This is a genomic window from Rhodospirillum sp. A1_3_36, assembly GCF_047263945.1.
GTDB lineage: Bacteria > Pseudomonadota > Alphaproteobacteria > Rhodospirillales > Rhodospirillaceae > Rhodospirillum.
In genome coordinates, this window is sequence record NZ_JBLAVB010000005.1 from 295,143 (window position 1) to 310,688 (window position 15,546).

General features: G+C 61.8%; 14 protein-coding genes and 2 riboswitches. Of the genes, 4 read left to right on the forward strand and 10 right to left on the reverse strand.

The window, feature by feature from the left end:
* Positions 1-50: 50 nt before the first annotated feature.
* Positions 51-128: riboswitch (SAM riboswitch) on the forward strand.
* A gap of 47 nt (positions 129-175) precedes the next feature.
* Positions 176-1,375 (forward strand): O-succinylhomoserine sulfhydrylase, encoded by a 1,200-nt coding sequence (metZ, locus tag ACLIRY_RS13985; protein WP_413206018.1) that lies wholly within the window; start codon positions 176-178, stop codon positions 1,373-1,375.
* Between the two features lie 12 nt (positions 1,376-1,387).
* Here metZ and ACLIRY_RS13990 read toward each other — a convergent pair whose 3' ends face one another.
* The 8 genes from ACLIRY_RS13990 to ACLIRY_RS14025 all read right to left on the reverse strand — a co-directional run bounded on the left by ACLIRY_RS13990 (position 1,388) and on the right by ACLIRY_RS14025 (position 9,476).
* The gene (locus ACLIRY_RS13990; RefSeq protein WP_413206019.1) at positions 1,388-2,776 is read right to left on the reverse strand and encodes an MFS transporter; all 1,389 of its coding nucleotides are present in this window, start codon (positions 2,774-2,776) and stop codon (positions 1,388-1,390) included.
* Between the two features lie 5 nt (positions 2,777-2,781).
* On the reverse strand, positions 2,782-3,459 hold the full coding sequence (locus ACLIRY_RS13995) for an energy-coupling factor ABC transporter ATP-binding protein (RefSeq protein ID WP_413206020.1): 678 nt from the start codon (positions 3,457-3,459) through the stop codon (positions 2,782-2,784).
* Positions 3,446-4,225: a cobalt ECF transporter T component CbiQ gene (gene cbiQ / locus ACLIRY_RS14000; protein ID WP_413206021.1), complete on the reverse strand. Its 780-nt coding sequence runs from the start codon at positions 4,223-4,225 to the stop codon at positions 3,446-3,448. The genes ACLIRY_RS13995 and cbiQ overlap by 14 nt, the downstream gene beginning before the upstream one ends.
* On the reverse strand, positions 4,222-4,794 hold the full coding sequence (locus ACLIRY_RS14005) for a cobalt ABC transporter permease (protein WP_413206022.1): 573 nt from the start codon (positions 4,792-4,794) through the stop codon (positions 4,222-4,224). Before ACLIRY_RS14005 ends, cbiQ begins: the two co-directional genes overlap by 4 nt.
* Before the next feature lie 40 nt (positions 4,795-4,834).
* Positions 4,835-5,467: a cobalt transporter CbiM gene (gene cbiM / locus ACLIRY_RS14010; RefSeq protein ID WP_413206023.1), complete on the reverse strand. Its 633-nt coding sequence runs from the start codon at positions 5,465-5,467 to the stop codon at positions 4,835-4,837.
* An 11-nt stretch (positions 5,468-5,478) separates the two neighbouring features.
* Positions 5,479-6,285, reverse strand: coding sequence for a DUF4198 domain-containing protein (locus tag ACLIRY_RS14015; RefSeq protein WP_413206024.1), 807 nt, complete (start codon positions 6,283-6,285; stop codon positions 5,479-5,481).
* 187 nt (positions 6,286-6,472) lie between these two features.
* Positions 6,473-6,683, reverse strand: a riboswitch (cobalamin riboswitch).
* A gap of 60 nt (positions 6,684-6,743) precedes the next feature.
* Positions 6,744-7,175 carry an NUDIX hydrolase gene (locus ACLIRY_RS14020; RefSeq protein ID WP_413206025.1) on the reverse strand — a complete coding sequence of 144 codons (432 nt, stop codon included), beginning with the start codon at positions 7,173-7,175 and terminating at the stop codon, positions 6,744-6,746.
* Positions 7,176-7,277: 102 nt separating this feature from the next.
* Positions 7,278-9,476 (reverse strand): adenylate/guanylate cyclase domain-containing protein, encoded by a 2,199-nt coding sequence (locus ACLIRY_RS14025; protein ID WP_413206026.1) that lies wholly within the window; start codon positions 9,474-9,476, stop codon positions 7,278-7,280.
* Positions 9,477-9,978: 502 nt separating this feature from the next.
* Here ACLIRY_RS14025 and ACLIRY_RS14030 point away from each other — a divergent pair.
* The gene (locus ACLIRY_RS14030; RefSeq protein ID WP_413206027.1) at positions 9,979-10,404 is read left to right on the forward strand and encodes a hypothetical protein; all 426 of its coding nucleotides are present in this window, start codon (positions 9,979-9,981) and stop codon (positions 10,402-10,404) included.
* 368 nt (positions 10,405-10,772) lie between these two features.
* Here ACLIRY_RS14030 and ACLIRY_RS14035 read toward each other — a convergent pair whose 3' ends face one another.
* The gene (locus tag ACLIRY_RS14035) at positions 10,773-12,005 is read right to left on the reverse strand and encodes an ABC transporter substrate-binding protein (protein ID WP_413206028.1); all 1,233 of its coding nucleotides are present in this window, start codon (positions 12,003-12,005) and stop codon (positions 10,773-10,775) included.
* A gap of 314 nt (positions 12,006-12,319) precedes the next feature.
* Between ACLIRY_RS14035 and ACLIRY_RS14040 the strand changes: the two genes are divergently transcribed.
* Entirely contained in the window at positions 12,320-12,625 is a 306-nt protein-coding gene (locus tag ACLIRY_RS14040) for an SDR family oxidoreductase (RefSeq protein ID WP_413206029.1), read from the forward strand.
* 23 nt (positions 12,626-12,648) lie between these two features.
* On the opposite strand, the gene ACLIRY_RS14045 is transcribed toward ACLIRY_RS14040, so the two are convergent.
* Entirely contained in the window at positions 12,649-12,957 is a 309-nt protein-coding gene (locus tag ACLIRY_RS14045) for a hypothetical protein (protein ID WP_413206030.1), read from the reverse strand.
* A 255-nt stretch (positions 12,958-13,212) separates the two neighbouring features.
* Here ACLIRY_RS14045 and ACLIRY_RS14050 point away from each other — a divergent pair, with 255 nt between their 5' ends.
* Complete coding sequence (locus ACLIRY_RS14050; RefSeq protein WP_413206031.1) at positions 13,213-15,399, forward strand: ATP-binding protein; 2,187 nt, start codon at positions 13,213-13,215, stop codon at positions 15,397-15,399.
* The last annotated feature ends 147 nt before the right edge of the window (positions 15,400-15,546 follow it).

The window sequence follows — 15,546 nt, forward strand, 5'->3', positions numbered from 1 at the left end:
TCCAACGAAAACCCACCCCTTGACGCTAGGGAAGGGCGCCATTACGGTTGCCGCCGTTTCGTGGGGATTTGAGGCCGGCTTGCGCCCACGTAAAAAAACACCGCTAAAAGGGTCGCGTGACGAAACGTCCCGGCCTCACGATGCCGGGATTTTCTGTTACGGAGATATCTTATTCATGCCCAGCAAGACCACTCCCCCCAGTTTACGCGCCGATACCCTGGCCGTCCGCGGCGGTCTGGAGCGTTCAGGCTTCTTCGAGACCAGCGAAGCCCTCTACCTGAATTCCGGTTATGTCTATGACACCGCCGAAGAAGCCGAAGCCGCCTTCGACGGCTCCGCCGACCGCTATGTCTACTCCCGCTTCCGTAATCCCACCGTCAGTGTCTTTGAAAAGCGCCTCGCCGCCCTGGAAGGGGCCGAGGTTTGCAAATCCACCGCCAGCGGCATGGCTGCGGTGACCGCGACCCTGCTCTGTCAGGTCCGCGCAGGCGACAGGGTGGTGGCTGCGCGGGAGCTGTTTGGCTCCTGCTCCTGGGTTCTGTCGGAGTTACTGCCCCAATATGGCGTGATCACGGAATTCGTCGACGCCGAGAACCTGGACGACTGGAAGGCTGCCCTGTCCAAGCCCACAACAGCGGTCTTCCTGGAGACTCCCTCGAACCCCTCCCTTCGGGTTGTGGACCTGAGAGCCGTTTCCGAGTTCGCCCATGCGGCAGGCGCCCGGGTGATCGTCGACAACGCCTTCGCCACCCCCATCCTGCAACGCCCCCTGGAGCAGGGAGCCGATATCGTCTTCCACTCCACCACCAAATGGATCGACGGCCAAGGCCGCACCATGGGCGGCGCGATTCTCTGCGACAGCGCCTTCAACGACGATTTCCTGGGTCCCTTCCTGCGCCATACGGGACCTTGTCTCTCGCCGTTCAATGCCTGGGTGGCCTTGAAAGGTTTGGAAACTCTGGGGCTGCGGATGGAGCGCCATTGCGCCACGGCCCTGAAGCTGGCCAAGGTGATCGAAGCCCATCCCGCTGCGGCCAAAACCCTCTATCCGGGCCTGGAAAGCCACCCCCGTCACGCCCTGGCCATGTCTCAGATGTCCGCAGGCGGCGGCATCATCGCCCTGTCCCTCGCCGGAGGGCAGGCGAGCGCCTATCGCTTCCTGAACGCCCTCTCCATTGTCGATATTTCCAACAATCTGGGCGATGCCAAGTCCCTGGCCTGCCACCCCTGGACCACAACACACCAGCGGCTCAGCCCGGAAGACAAGATGGCTCAAGGCATCGACGCGGGTCTCGTGCGCGTCTCGGTCGGTCTGGAGGATCCCGAAGATCTGGTCGGCGATATCACCCAGGCCCTGGACGCTGCGGCGATATAACGCCAGGAGACCTTATCGGGTCGGCCAAACCGGATGATGTCCATCGATGACGAAGGGATGGGCATGGCGCACCGCCCCGTGGTGGTGCGGATGCACATGGGGCTCCGGCCCCTCCCATCCCTCGTGGTCATGCGGATGGTGCTCGTCATGCACATGGGGGTGTTCGTGGTCCTCTGCGGCATGGATGTGCTCCAGCACCAGACGATCCTCCCGAGGCCAAAGCCAAGCCGCCAACGAGAGACCAACACAGGCCACCCCCCCAACCATCCAGAAGGCCGCCTCCACCCCCAGGGCCCCCGCCAGCCATCCGCCCAGGGGATAGAGCACCAGCCAACAGAGATGGGACAGGGCGAACTGGGCGGAGAACACGGCGGGGCGGTCTCCGGCGGCACAAGACCGGCGGAGCAAGCGCCCCGCAGGCGTTTGTGCCAGCGATAGGCCCGCGCCCAATAGCGCCCAAACGGCCCCCAGGGTCACCATGGAGCCCAGGGCAAAGGGCGCCCCCCCCAACCCCGCGACCAAAAGCAAACCACCAGACAGCATGATCCGCCTCTCCGGAACGCGCTCCAGCAGGCGCGGCAGGGCCAAGGCCAGAACCATGGAGCCAATCCCAGCGCAGCCATAGGCCAGGGCCGTTTGCCCCTCTCCCAGGCCCAAGCGGTCCTGGACGATGACGACGGTGTTCACAATGACCATGGCGCTGGCGCTGGCCACCGTCACGTTCAGCGCCATGAGCCCGCGCAGGCGGGGGGTGCGGCGGAAGATCCCCAGGCCAAAGCTCAGGTTGGCCCGCCAGCCTCCGGTCCGTTCGGGCGCCCTGGCCCGGGGCAAAGTCAGACTGGCCACCAAGGCAGCAGAGCCGAGGAAGGCCAAGCCATTCAGAACAAACAGGTCGGACGATGCCAGAACCAGCAGGGCCAATCCGGCAAGAAGGGGACTGGCAAGCGCTTCCAGGTCCTGGGCCAGTCGGGACCAGGTGAGCGCCTTGGTATAGGTCTCTTCCTCGGTCAGGATGTCAGGGATGGTGGCCTGGAAGGTGGGCGTGAAGCCCGCCGAACAGGCGTTGACCAGGAAGACCAGCAGATAGATCTGCCAGATCGCATCGACGAAAGGCAGGCAAAGCACCATCGCCGCCCGCCCCAGGTCCAACGCCACCAACAGCCCTTTCCGGGGCAGACGGTGGGCAAAGGCGCCCACCACCGGGGCCAGGGTCACATAGGCCACCATTTTCAGTGCCAAAGCCGTACCCAGCACCACCCCGGCCCGCTCTCCGGCCAAATCGTGGGCGAGAAGGGCCAGCGCAATGGTGGTCAGCCCCGTGCCCATCAGGGCGATCACCTGGGCGGTAAAGAGCCGCCGGTAGGTGGCATTGGCGAAAGGAGAAGAGGACCGGAAGGACATGAGGTTTACGCGCCCTCGACCAGCAGACCCTCGCGCAGGTGGAGTGTCCGGGTAGCGACGGCCGCGCGAAACAGAGGGTCGTGCGACACCAGAATCATCGCCTGGGGCAGCTCCAACAGGATCTCCCGCAACCGCTCCGTGGTGGCCTCGTCCAGTGCCGTGGTGGGCTCATCGAGCAACAAGACGTCGGGCTCCATGGCCAACACCGTTGCCAGGGACACCAGCCGCTTCTCCCCCCCCGACAGGTGGTGCGTGACCCGGTCACGGAAAGACTCCAGCCGCAACAGAGCCAGGGTTCGCTCGACGACCTCCAGGGCTTCCTCCCGGGACTTGCCCAGGTTCAGGGGACCGAAGGCCACGTCCTCAGCCACGGTGGGGCAAAAGAGTTGGTCGTCGGGATCCTGGAAGACATAACCCGCCCGGCGGCGCACCTCGTGAAAATCGGCCTCCTCCCGCCGGTCCTGACCGAAGGCGCGGATGGTCCCCTCCAGGGGACGGATCAGCCCCACCAAACAGCGCATCAGGGTGGACTTGCCTGCGCCGTTGGGTCCGGCCAGGGCCAACCGCTCCCCCGGATAGAGGGCGAAGGTCACCCCCCTCAAAACCGCTGGACGGCCCGGGTAGGCAACTTGAAGGGCGACCGTTTGAAGCAAGGCCTCGGGCAGGGGCTCAGAGGGGGACAAGGTGCAGCTCCCAAAGAATGAGGACGAACAAAAGCACCCCGAAACCCAGGGCGAACAGGGCGTCCCGAAGCCGAAAGGCGAAACGATCCAACAGGACGAAGCGCCCCGTAAACCCTCGGCATTTCATGGCCTCCAGGATCCGCTCGGACCGCTCCAGGGACCGGACCAACAGCATGCCAATCAGATAGCCGAAGGTCCGATAGGTATGGCGGGAATTGCTCGGCCGAAACCCCCGGCATTTCATGGCCGCGCGCATGCGGGCATATTCGTCCTGAATGACGTCGATGTAGCGGACCGTGAACAGCAACAGGTGGACCAGGGTGGCCGGGACTTTCAGGCGGGCCAAAGCATGACCCAGGGTGGTGGGGTCCATCCCCCCCACCAGGGCCATCAGGGCCAGAACAACGGCATTGGCCTTCAAGCCGATCTCTGCGGTGCGCATCAACCCCTCCCGGGAGGCGGATAGACCGAAGAGCGAAAACACCGGCTCCCCGGGTAGGGTAAAGGGCAGAAGAACAAGCATGAAGATGATAAAACTGTCCATCATCACCATGCGCTTGAGGGTCCGCAGAGGGGGCAACCCCGATTGAAAGAGGAGCAGCAGGGCCATCCCCACCCCCGCTGACAGGGCGGACAGGGAGGAAAGCGATAGGATCACCAAGGCGAAGGCGGGGGCCGCCAGGACGCGAATGCGGGGATCGAGGGAGCCAAGGCTCCCTCTCCCCCCTCCCTGGCGGCCCCCACCTTGACCAAAAAGGTCACTCATGGAGCCGTCGACAAGCGACGCCGGGCCATCAGGTAGAACACCACGCCAACAAGGCCCAGAATATAGCCCAGCCCTCCCAGGATGGACTGGATATCATGCTTCTCCTTGTAGGCCGTGATCTCCCGACGCAGGGGGCGCACCTCCTGCTTGACAGCTTCGGAGACCAGGGCCGCGATCTCGGCGGGGACGACCCCGCCACCGGACGCCACCGGAATGTCCGATGGTTCGCCGGATGCCGTGGCGGGTGCGGACATGGCACCGCCCCCCCCACCGGTCAGCCCCTTGGGCAGATCGGCAGCCACGACGGTGAACCGGGCCACATGCCCCGCCCCCAGGTCGGCGACGAAGTGGTGGTCAACTGCCTCCGTCGGGGTAAAGGTGAAGAAGCCATCGCCGTCCGTCCGGGTTTCCCCCAGCTTGCGGCCTGCGGGGTCGAAGACCTCCACCAGAGTATCCTTGGCCATGTCGCCGTTGGAAAAGCCCACCTCGCCTTCCAAATTCTGGCCGGAGGCATAGGCCGACGCGATGACCTTATGGGCCCGGGCGGGGGCCACGGTGAGGAGGGACATCAGACAGATCCCCACCAAAACGCTAAACAGACGCATGATTTCAGGCCTTTCCCAGGGTTGGCACGCCGCCAACAAGGGTCTGAAACAGGTCTGGTTTCACCCGCCCGATCAGCAGCACCGCAGCCCCACAAATCAAACCTTCGATGATCATCACCGGAATATGGGCGAGCACCACCAACCGAGCCGCCGTCAGGAACTCCTGCCCCGAAGCCAGAAGGACCAGGGCGACCATGAGCGCGGTGAGCAGAATCGCCCCGGCCCCGGCTGCCGCCCCCGCCACCATGGCCACCTTGGGATTGGGCGACAGGGCCCACCGCCGGAACAGAAGGCCGACGATCACCGCAGGCAACGCAATGTTCAGGGTGTTCACCCCCAAGACCATCAGACCCCCAAAGCCAAAAAATACGGCCTGGAGCAGCAAGCCAACGAACAGGGCGGGAAAGGCCACCCACCCCAGGACCAGACCAGCGAGGCCATTCATGATTAAGTGCACACTGGATGGTCCAATGGGAACATTGACCAGCGAGGCCACAAAGAACGTCGCGGCCAGCACACCAGCGGTAGGGACCTTCTCCATGGTCAAGTCCTTCAGACCCCGGATTATTCCCCCGGCAGTGAGCACGGCGCCCCCGATCACCACTGGATTGCTCAGGGCCCCATCAACAATATGCATGACCTCTCTCCCTATTCCGCTGTGGTGTTGGTGATATCATGGGCCCGGATCCACAGGACAGCGTCCTGGGACAGCTCCTTGCCCTCGTATTCCTTATCCGGTCCCGTTCCGAGAGCAGCAAAACCCCAGAACCCCGCCGTAGGGATACCAAAGGTGAAATACCCCTGGTCATCGGTCAGGGCCACCACCGATCCCCCCGGCGGTGGAGCCGCAACGGGGATGCCCGCCTTGTCTTCCCCCGCTTGGGGTTCGGCGGCCATGAATTCCACTTCGATTTCCGCACCGGGTACGGGCTTGCCCTCGCTCAACACCTGGCCCGTGAAGGTCGATCCGGCCAGGATGTTGGTGGGTTTGTTCAAGGGGCGGATTTCGGTTTTCAGCCCCTGCGTCTCCATCCAATCCGTCGGCAGTTCACTCAAGTTCACATAGGCCTTTGTGATTTGCTGGATGTAGATGTCTTCGCTGGGCTCCAGATAGGGAGACGGCACCGCGACCAGCACATAGTCACCGGCCCGGCGCACCGGCAGGCTTGCCCGAAAGGCCTGGGCCGTGTTGGAGGCTCCCTGGAAGGTCATGGGTTCCAGACTGTCCTTCAAGTCGATTTTCTTGCCCCGGTGCACGGCGTACAGGTCCAAAAGCGGCCCCATGTCCATGGCATGACCGTTTTCGAAGGGATGCCAGAAGATCAGTCCCAGGGGTAAGTCTCCGGGTTTGGACGGATTGACCTCCGGCGTATGGATCAGTTGGAAATGGGCGTCGGCCCGCGATGCGAGCAGCCCGGCGGCGAGGACTGCCACCAGCGTAAAAGTCTTCTTCAAGTCGTCTCTCCCAAAGAGATCGCCGGGCAAGGCCTCGGGCGAACCTGTTGAAAGGACGGACGGGGATTTGGCGTGTTGGAACGGGAGGGGGATCGAATAGAAGCCGCCGGGTTCCGTGACGCCAGACGCTCACCCCGGCGTCCGGTCGGAAGAAGCCCAAAGGATGATCCCCCATATGGAGCAATCCCCTTCAAACTCCATCGACGGCAGGTCTCCTGGCTCACGGGTCATGGTCCTCGCGCCGCCTTCCCGGGATATCCCAGTGGCATTCTGGCGCGGTCTCACCGCTCACAGTTGCGGGGGCAGCCACGGAATGGGTCCCTGATGGGTACGCCTCACCGTGTTCCCTTTTAATTCCCTACGCTTTGCGCTTGGAAACCATCGATGCCCCAAGAAAGCCACGTCCCACCGATGAAGTCAAGACAGGGCAGCAGGTCGTGGTGCAGTCACGGCCGCCCCTAAAAGGCCAAGCCGCCGATGGAGGGGATGGTGTCCTCCACCACCCGATCCAGCCCCAGACAGGTGGGCTCAGGCAAAGCGTCCGGGTTGAACCACCCCGCTTCCAGAGCATCATCCGCAGCCCGGGGCTCGCCGGACTCGTAAGCGCAAGCGACCGGAATGAGGATCCAATGGGAGCTCGGGGTGCCGCTCTCGCCTTCGGACCGCTGCTCCAGGGGAGGCAGGAGATGGACGGCCCGGGCACGAACACCGGTCTCTTCCAACAACTCCCGCTCCGCAGCTTCGGCCAGCCCCTCTCCCCGCTTCACGCCTCCTCCGGGAAAGCCCCAGGTCCCCGCCTGGGGCGGGTTCGCACGGCGGGCTAAAAGGACTTCTCCATCCCGCCAAACGACGGCGAGCACCCCGACCAGGGGTCCGTCTCTTTCGACCACGCCCATTTCCTTCCTCAATCAGATCTCCGCCCGAGGCCCCCCCTGGACGATGAGGCATCTTGCCCGGGTCCGATCCGACTTCCAAGCCCTTTCGAAGGCCTTTCAAGACAGGTCGGTTCGCCGCCGCAAACCCCAATCCGGCACAGCCTTGTGGGAAGGAACCACTCCCTCCCCCAAAGCCGCCAATCTGGTCCGGTAAAAGGCAGAGAGAGGGTCTCCTGGCCGCTCCAGTTCCAGAGCAACGAAGTCCTCCAGGACGACAGGGGCCGGACGACCATCTCCCAGGCTCGCAATCAGGGCATTCCACCGCTCGACCCAGGCGATATCCGCCTCGGACAGCACCCGTCCCATAAGGCCAAGACCGGGACGTCGCCCCTCCAACGTGTACAGGGGCAGCGGTGTAAAGAGGCCTTGGGGGTTGATGCGATCGACCAGACGGACCACCAGGTGGGACGAAACCCGCTCCGCTACAGCGCCACTGATGAGCAGAAAAGTGCCGTAAAACTTGTTCACTCGTTCCATGCGGGCCGCGGAATTGACTGTGGCACCCACGGCCGAATAATTGACCCGGTCCGAACTGCCCAGGTTGCCGACCACGGCTTCGCCCAAGTGAAGGCCGATCCGGGTCAGCATGGTCCTCTCCCCCCTGGCCGCCAGCGTCAGATTAAAGCGGTCGATCCGCTCCCGCATGTCCAAAGCGGCCAGACAGGCAGACAGGGGGTGATCGGGCTGATCCTGGGGCGCGTTCCAAAAGGCCATGGACCCGTCACCAATGAACTTGTCGACCACCCCGCCATGGTCCACCACCGCAGCCGTGACCTGTTCAAAATAGGCCGAGGTGAGACGCATCAGATCCTCCGGCACCATGGTGTCAGCGAGTGCCGTATAGTTCTGGACGTCGGAGAACAGAACCGTCAATTCCCGCCTCTCCCCGCCCAAGGTGAAAGCGCCCCGTCCGGCGATGATTTGCCGGACCAGCGTCTTGGGCACATAAAGGCCAAAGGTGCGCAGGGAGCCCTTCATGGCCTCCATCGCTTCGGCCAGGGAGTGGACCTCGCGAACGAATGTCCGCACATCGGGCATTCCATCCAGGTCTAGCCCCCGGATGCGGTCCGCGTCTTCCGCCAACAGGGACAATGCCCGGGAAACCCGACGGGAGATCATGTAAGACAGGGGGATGCCCAGGGCTAACACGAACAGGGCGAACAAAAGGCTGTTGCGCCGCATGACATCCAGATGAGCGGTAAAATCACTCATCGGTGCAGCGACGCCGATATAGAGGTTTCGCCCTTCACTCACCGAGACCAGCGCCGCCCGGGCCAAATAGAGCGTGCCACCGGGTGGCGTGAATTGGGAGACCGTTCCCCCCATGGTCGTCACCGCCCGGAACAGTTCCCCCGTCACGGGATCCCCTGTCTCGTCGGCCAGCAGAGGCGCCATCTCCCGATCCCCCGATTGGCTGACTTCCAGAAGGCGCTCCATATCCGGTGTCGCAACCACGGCCCCCTCGGGCGTGAAGACAGCGATTCGAGCGTTCGGAGAGACGGACTGTCGCCCGAGGAACCGAGACAATCCCCCCAGAGTGATATCGACGCCGAAAACCCCTATTGGGGCACCATCGGGCCCCGGATCCAAGGCATTGGCCATGGTAATCCCCGGCTCCCGCAGACTGGAAAAGACATAAAGATCGGTGACGATCACCCCTTTCCGGTGCAGAGCTTCCCCATACCAGGGACGTTTTCGGGGATCGTAGGACACGGACCCGTCCACGCGCACCGAGATCTGTTGCCCCTCAGCATTCAGGAAGGCCCAGTTCTGTCTGCGGTTGCGGCCCAGACCGGTGATGGAGCGCTCAATGAACCGGGCCTCCGCTGGGGCGTCGTGGACAGCGCGAACCCGTCCGGTCGGTTCTTTCAAATTGATCACTTGATAGAACCGACCATCCGCGAACCCCACATAGGTGGAATAGAGCTCGGGCGCCCGCTCCAGGGCAGACATCATAAACCTGCGGATGGGAAGAAGCCCCACATCCTGGGGCCGCTGAGTAACCGTGGGAACAGCCACCCCCAGTTCGGCGACAAGAACCGCCGGGGACAAGACAGCCGCGACACGACCCGCCGTCTTGTCGGACACCTCGCTCAGCAATTGGCTTGCGGTTTTTTCCGCAGCCTCCGTCGATTCCCGATAGGCGTAGACGGCCAAGGCGACGGCGACCACAGTGGTGGCCGCAACAAGAATTGTAAACAGGTTCACCGACAAGGGAATGCGCTGCAGCCCCCTTTTCTTCCGATCGCTCACCATTGCATCCCCTTGTCCAAAGCGCAACGTTTGGACCGGATCCATCACTACCGGCTTTCGTTCGCCTGTTCCCCAGTCAATGCTCGCTTTTGTTTTCTGGAACCTATCGGTTCAAAGTATCCAATGGATGCCCCGCCCCCTTGGCCCAAATTTTTATTTATGAGCAAACGATCCAAACGCCACTTTCATCCTTGGTTTGGATCGATGGGTTAGGATAGGCTCCCTCACAGGCAATGCAACCATATCGTTTCGCCTCCCTATCCCATTTTCCGCGACCGGACCCTTTGGACGCAATCCAATTTATATACATTCGCGGTCAGAGCCTTTCGCTTCAAACCGCATAAACATTCTTCCGATTCGAAGGATTCAAAAAACCAGATAACTGGATCGCGACAAGGGGCTGGACGAAAAGCAGAGCGACACCGATGATAATCTCAATCACCTCGCCCAAGGCCCTATTCTTTCTATCCCTTCACCTTTCAGGAGCACCATGTTTCTCGATCGGATGACAGAAACCCAAAAGCGCGGCTTCCTCAACTTGGCGAACCGGGTCATTTTGGCCGACTGGCTTGTCCCTCCGGACGAGGAGGCCAAGCTGATGGAGATTGCCCAAGAACTGGGTTCAACGGTGACCGTGGATGCGAAATCCCTGTGGAGCCACGTCGACCTGACCCCCTTCCACACGGTACAAATCCGCAATTTGCTGATTTTCGAGCTGTATCTGGTGGCCGAAGCCGACAATTCCATCTGCCGAGGCGAAGCCCTGGTCATCGACAACGTGGCCCAGGAGCTTGGCATCCCGCCCGACAGCAGAGAGGCTCTGCGCATTTTAGCCCATGAGCAGCATGTGGTGGATCGGGCCAAATTGGATCAGAAGGATCAAAAGACGCACCGAGAGAGGCTGCTGGCCAAGTTGGGGTTTCCAACCTAACACCAAGCGGCGCGGGTTGAAACCCACGCCGCCTTTCTTGCGTTCAAACGCCACGCAGGCTTTTACGCGCCATAAGGCGCGGCGGCCACTTGGCCGCTTCCGCGGCGCGGGTTGAAACCCACGCCGCTTTTCTTGCGTTCAAACGCCACGCAGGCTTTTACGCGCCATAAGGCGCGGCGGCCACTTGGCCGCTTCCAAGGTGTGGTGAGTCAAACTCACCGCACCTTGGTATAACAGGGTGCGGAAAAACTCTTTTGCCGTCATTCCCGCGCACAGGGGACTCCAGGGTGGAGACAACGGACCTATGCGATTGACGCGATCTGAGCAGACGTCACAGACCTGAGCTGTCAGGGTGATCCCGTTTCCCTCTAACTCCCGAAACGCCGCGCCCATTCGGCTTCAAGACGCGACATCCAACTGGGATGGGGCTCAGGCAAGGGCACGCCACGGGCGCTTTGGGATAGGGTCGCCTCCCCCAATGAGAGCGAATCGAAACGATACCGATCCTCAGAGTCCAGACGATCCATGGACAGCACGGTGTCGTCGCCCCAATAGGTGGGATCCTGCTTGCGCAGTTGGGCTTCGGGAGACAGCAGGAAATTAGCCACCACCATGGCACCCTCTTTAGCCTCAGCATTAAAGGGAATCGCCACAAAATGGGTATTGCCGATCGTTCCGCCTTCCAGAACGAAAGTCCGCACCGTTTTGGGTAACAGGCCCTGGGCGATCGCCGAGGAGGCCTCTCCCGTCCGGAAGGTCATGGCGAAATCCACGACCCCATCGTCAAGCATTTGACGCAGGGCCGGTGCGCTGACCGGATAGGCTTTGCCACCCCGCCAAAGGGAGGGAGAGACCTCATCAAGCCAAGCCCAAAGGGGTGCGGTGACCTTCGCAAAAGTTGCATCCGTAGCCGGAGATTGGAGAACCGAAGGATCGGGTATCAAATCATGCAGGGCCTGCTTCAAGAACGTGGACCCCGTAAAATCCGGCGGCGCCGGATAGGTGAAGCGCCCTGGGTGGGCCTTGATCCAACGTCCCAGGGCGGCAATGGTCCGGGGCGGTTCCCCTGTCACCCTGGCGGTATCGACCATGAAGACGAATTGGGCCATACCCCAAGGACTTTCCAGTCCATCCGTCGGAACCGTGAAATCCGTGGTCAGTGTAGGCATCCCCTTCAGATCCAGCAGGGCCGCGTTGGGTAGATCCTCAAGGAATGGTCCATACAGCAAACCGTTTTCCTTCAGGGCGAGGAAATTTTCCCCATTGACCCACATCAGGTCAGTCCCACCGCCGCTGTCCCGCCCGGCAGCCTTTTCCGCAAGAATCCGAGAAACCACTTCGGCAATATCGCCTACTTTCACATGACGCAAGGTCACATCGTAGTCCTTGGCTACCCGCTCTCCCACCCAATCAAGATAAGCGTTGACCTTCTCATCCCCACCCCAGGCGTTGAAGTGTACCGTCTGCCCCCGTGCTCGAGCGAGAATCCCATCCCATTTCCCGGTATCCGATTGCTCCGCCGCCCTGCCCGGCTGCGTGCAACCCAGAAAGACCCCCACCACCAGAGCGACGACGGCCAAGCGGCCTATGGACAACAGCATGAGCTCGTCTCCTCCATTGCAGGACTTTCCGTCTTGGATAGGCTTCCAATCCCGTGAAGAAAAGGGGAAACCCATATCCTCACGTATCTGTGACGCCGCTGGGGTACATGAAATTTCCGTCCCCGTCCGACCCGCGCTGGGCTTCAGTGCCTTCGAAATCAAATTGGCCGTGATCGTCGGCATCACGAACAACCAAAGCATGGTCCATCACGGGACACGACAGTGTCTCGTATTTTTTGGGCGATAGCCCAAGCCCATTTGGGGGCAAAGCCCCGTGACGGGAAAGAACCGACGATCCTCTCCCGTGATGGCCCATGGAGGTCTCCTGCCATTCCTTCCTGCTCATGGCGAAATACGCCGCACCACTGATGACAGCAGACAGCACCATGTTAACCATTTCGTTCTCCGGTGGTCACAAGGTGGTCGAGCACAATGATAGATGGGTCCGGCTAAAGGCGGTTTTGGCAACCATCGACACCTATGGAGCCTTGGTTGCCACATCATGGGATAGGAGGAGGATCACCCTCCCTGACCGAACTAAAGGGCGGGACCCCAGGGAGGGTGTGGGAGCCAATCGGAAGGAAAAGGACGGCACAGTTTCTGCCACACCAGTCCCCTAAGCGATTTCCACCCTGCAGGTCTCCTATTCGCTGACCTCTTCGGCATCCGCCCAAAACCCAGCAGTCTGTGACAACTCTTCAGAGGCCCGCTTGAGCTTGGTGACGTCGATCGCGTCGATTTTATCCTTATAGTGTTGAAACCTTTGGGCACACCGATCCACGGAAAGTTCGAGAGTGGCGCAATTGCCCTTGAAGTCCGCAACCGCCACCGATTGGCGGTCCAAGGCCTCGAGCAACCCATCCAGGGACCGCATCAATCGAGCATAGCCTTCGGTCTGCCGTACATTATCATTGGCCGCGCTCAAGGCGCTCGTCGGCCCCATGAAAATCATAGCCCATACCCCTTCTCGTTCTGCTCATTTTAAAGAATTGGTGGATTCAGAATCTTTTTCAACCATTTATCATCACCCACTTTTCCAATAATAAGGTGGCAGCAGGTATCTCCGTGGAACCGTGACAGCGCCCACTGGTCAGTCTATGCTCCGGCTGGAACGGAAAACACTTTCCGCTTTCGAACCGGGCAAACGGATTGGAAGCAGGTGATTTTATGACTTCAAAGTGGGCGGTTGGTATGACCGGCGGATTGTATGATTAAACGGCAAGGACGAGGTCCGATCTGGATCGTGACCCTGGGTCTCGGGGCGATTCTCCTGGCCAACGGTCTCTTGTTTCACGCCCTGGAAAGCACAAGACGCTCCATTGCAACTCACGACCGGGCGCCCGCACTGGCCCTGGCCACAAGCTTGTCCCTGTATATCGAGAACTCCTTGACCCAGACGGAGGCACGCCTCCGTCTGGTGCGGGACCGGGCCAGACAAGCCGACACCACCACCCAGCGCATGGCAATGCGCCAAATCCTGCGCGAAACCCTGGATCACACACCCAACCTTACCGGACTTGCCGTGCGCTGGAACGACGGACGAGTCATCGCGGCAGGTGACAGCCCACTGCCTGGGACCTACCCCAATGGCATGGAGGGACCCGATCGCCTGATCTTGGAAGGGCCCATTCTTCTCGATTCAGCCGCTGGGACGCGTATCCTCCGTCTGATCCGTCCCATAGACCCGGAACCAGGAGAGGAGGGACAGGTCGTCCTGCAAGACACCGGTTTTGCCCCCTCTGCGGAAGGCCAGAGAGGACCCAATCGTCTTGCGGAGGATAGCACGGGTGGCCAGATTCAGAACCGGGCCGGAAACCGAGAGGGAGATCAAGGGAAGGGCTGGAGTCTCGCCGACATGGCCTTGGCGGGTCTAAAATCAGCCGTCGTCGCAACCACAAGCAACCTTCCCGGGGCCCAGGTCTCCGTGGTTCTAGGAGACGGCCAGATTCTCCTCCACCAGCCCCCCGCAGAAATTCCTAAGGGCAGCCGCTTTCCCGGGTTTCCGCCAGACGGTCACCCTGTCGACGGCTCGGTGGTTCAGACTCCCCGCGAAGGTATAGAAGCCAGCGCTCCGACCCTGGCCTACCGGCAAGTCCCTGGTTTCCCCCTCTGGGTCGCCGTCTCCCTGCCCCGGGAGTCGGTCCTGGACAACTGGTGGCGCAGCCCCACCCCCTGGCTGTCGGCCATGGCGCTGACCACTTTGGCTGTTTTCATCTTAATGGGGCTGGCCCTGGCGCGTTTGGAAGATCGGGACCGCGCCTATCGGATCGCCCATCGGCGCCACAGACTGCTCATCGCCCAAAGCCGACTGCAGCGGGCGCTGATGACCGCTCTTCCCTCGCCTGTCGTGGTTATTGATGCGCGGGGGCGGGTCCTGCAGGCCAGCAACACCTTCGCTGAATGGGTAGGGTCTTCTCCAGCCCACCTCAAAGGCGCCGTACCAAGGGATATCCTACCCGAAGGTCCCGCCGAATTGCTGGTCACGCCCCTGGATGGCCGAGACACCGTCCGTCGTGACCTGATCTGGCCCCAGGCAGATGGCCGCCCACGCCGGGTTCAGGCGACCCTAAAACCCTTGGGCGGCAGCTTGGGAGCTTCCCCCAATGGGACTCTGACGGCTGACCGGTCTCCCCGCAAGGCCGACCGACCGGTCGCAAAGGTGGTGGCTTTTGTCGATTTAACCGATGGCGTATCGCTGGCCGAAGACTTGACCCGGGCCAAATCGACCCTTCGGACCTTCGCCCAGGCCATTGCCGTGGATCTCCGCGTTCCTCTCGGGGATATGATCGGTCGCATGGCCCTGCTCGAGCGCCGCCACAGTGACGACTTGGACAAGGCCTCCCACCAAGCCGTCCACCAAGCCATCGCCGAGGGCGAGCACATGCGCGTCCTCATCGACGATATTCTGGACTATGCCCAGGTGGCTCTGGCCCCTCCGCCACGAACGGGTGTGGACAGCAATGCCGCCCTGGAAAAGGCCCTGGTGGGCTTGGCGTCGGACATCAAAGAAACGGGAGCAGATATCCGGGCTGGCATTCTCCCACCGGTGCGTTGCGGTGAAGCCCAACTGGCGTCCCTGTTGCGTATTCTGGTTGGCGACGCCATCGAACGGGCTCCCTTGGACAAGCCTGCCAAAATCCGAGTGGACGGCACCGAACTGGATGGTGTGGTGACCTTGACGGTCACCGACAGCGGCCTGGGGACCACGGGGGACACCAGTCCAGAGGCCCCTGCTCCGCGCCCCAAGGTGGGGGTTGGTTTAGCCCTGTGTGGCGAAATCCTGCGCCACGCAGGCGGCGCCCTCGACCGCTCTACGGCGCGGGATGGCACCACCGTCCAGGCTGTTCATTTGCCCGCTGCCCCCAAGACCTCTGGCTATCGTCCAAACCAATAGGGGCGCAAGGCCAATAGCTGCGCAAGGGTTGGTTCAGAAGCACCGACACCAGGAACGGCAGGCCTGGGCCTGGGCCTGGGCATTGGCCTGGGCATTGGCATTGGCATTGGCATTGGCATTGTATTTGCCTCTTGACGGCCATCCTCC

Excerpts from the sequence above, each read along its gene's own strand:
- ACLIRY_RS14040 (WP_413206029.1), top strand. The coding sequence starts at position 12,320 with ATGGAGGTCTCCTGCCATTCCTTCCTGCTCATGGCGAAATACGCCGCA.
- ACLIRY_RS14045 (WP_413206030.1), bottom strand. The coding sequence starts at position 12,957 with ATGATTTTCATGGGGCCGACGAGCGCCTTGAGCGCGGCCAATGATAAT.
- ACLIRY_RS14025 (WP_413206026.1), bottom strand. The coding sequence starts at position 9,476 with ATGGTGAGCGATCGGAAGAAAAGGGGGCTGCAGCGCATTCCCTTGTCG.
- ACLIRY_RS14050 (WP_413206031.1), top strand. The coding sequence starts at position 13,213 with ATGATTAAACGGCAAGGACGAGGTCCGATCTGGATCGTGACCCTGGGT.
- cbiQ (WP_413206021.1), bottom strand. The coding sequence starts at position 4,225 with ATGAGTGACCTTTTTGGTCAAGGTGGGGGCCGCCAGGGAGGGGGGAGA.
- ACLIRY_RS14005 (WP_413206022.1), bottom strand. The coding sequence starts at position 4,794 with ATGTCCCTCCTCACCGTGGCCCCCGCCCGGGCCCATAAGGTCATCGCG.
- cbiM (WP_413206023.1), bottom strand. The coding sequence starts at position 5,467 with ATGCATATTGTTGATGGGGCCCTGAGCAATCCAGTGGTGATCGGGGGC.
- metZ (WP_413206018.1), top strand. The coding sequence starts at position 176 with ATGCCCAGCAAGACCACTCCCCCCAGTTTACGCGCCGATACCCTGGCC.
- ACLIRY_RS14035 (WP_413206028.1), bottom strand. The coding sequence starts at position 12,005 with ATGCTGTTGTCCATAGGCCGCTTGGCCGTCGTCGCTCTGGTGGTGGGG.
- ACLIRY_RS13990 (WP_413206019.1), bottom strand. The coding sequence starts at position 2,776 with ATGTCCTTCCGGTCCTCTTCTCCTTTCGCCAATGCCACCTACCGGCGG.
- ACLIRY_RS14030 (WP_413206027.1), top strand. The coding sequence starts at position 9,979 with ATGACAGAAACCCAAAAGCGCGGCTTCCTCAACTTGGCGAACCGGGTC.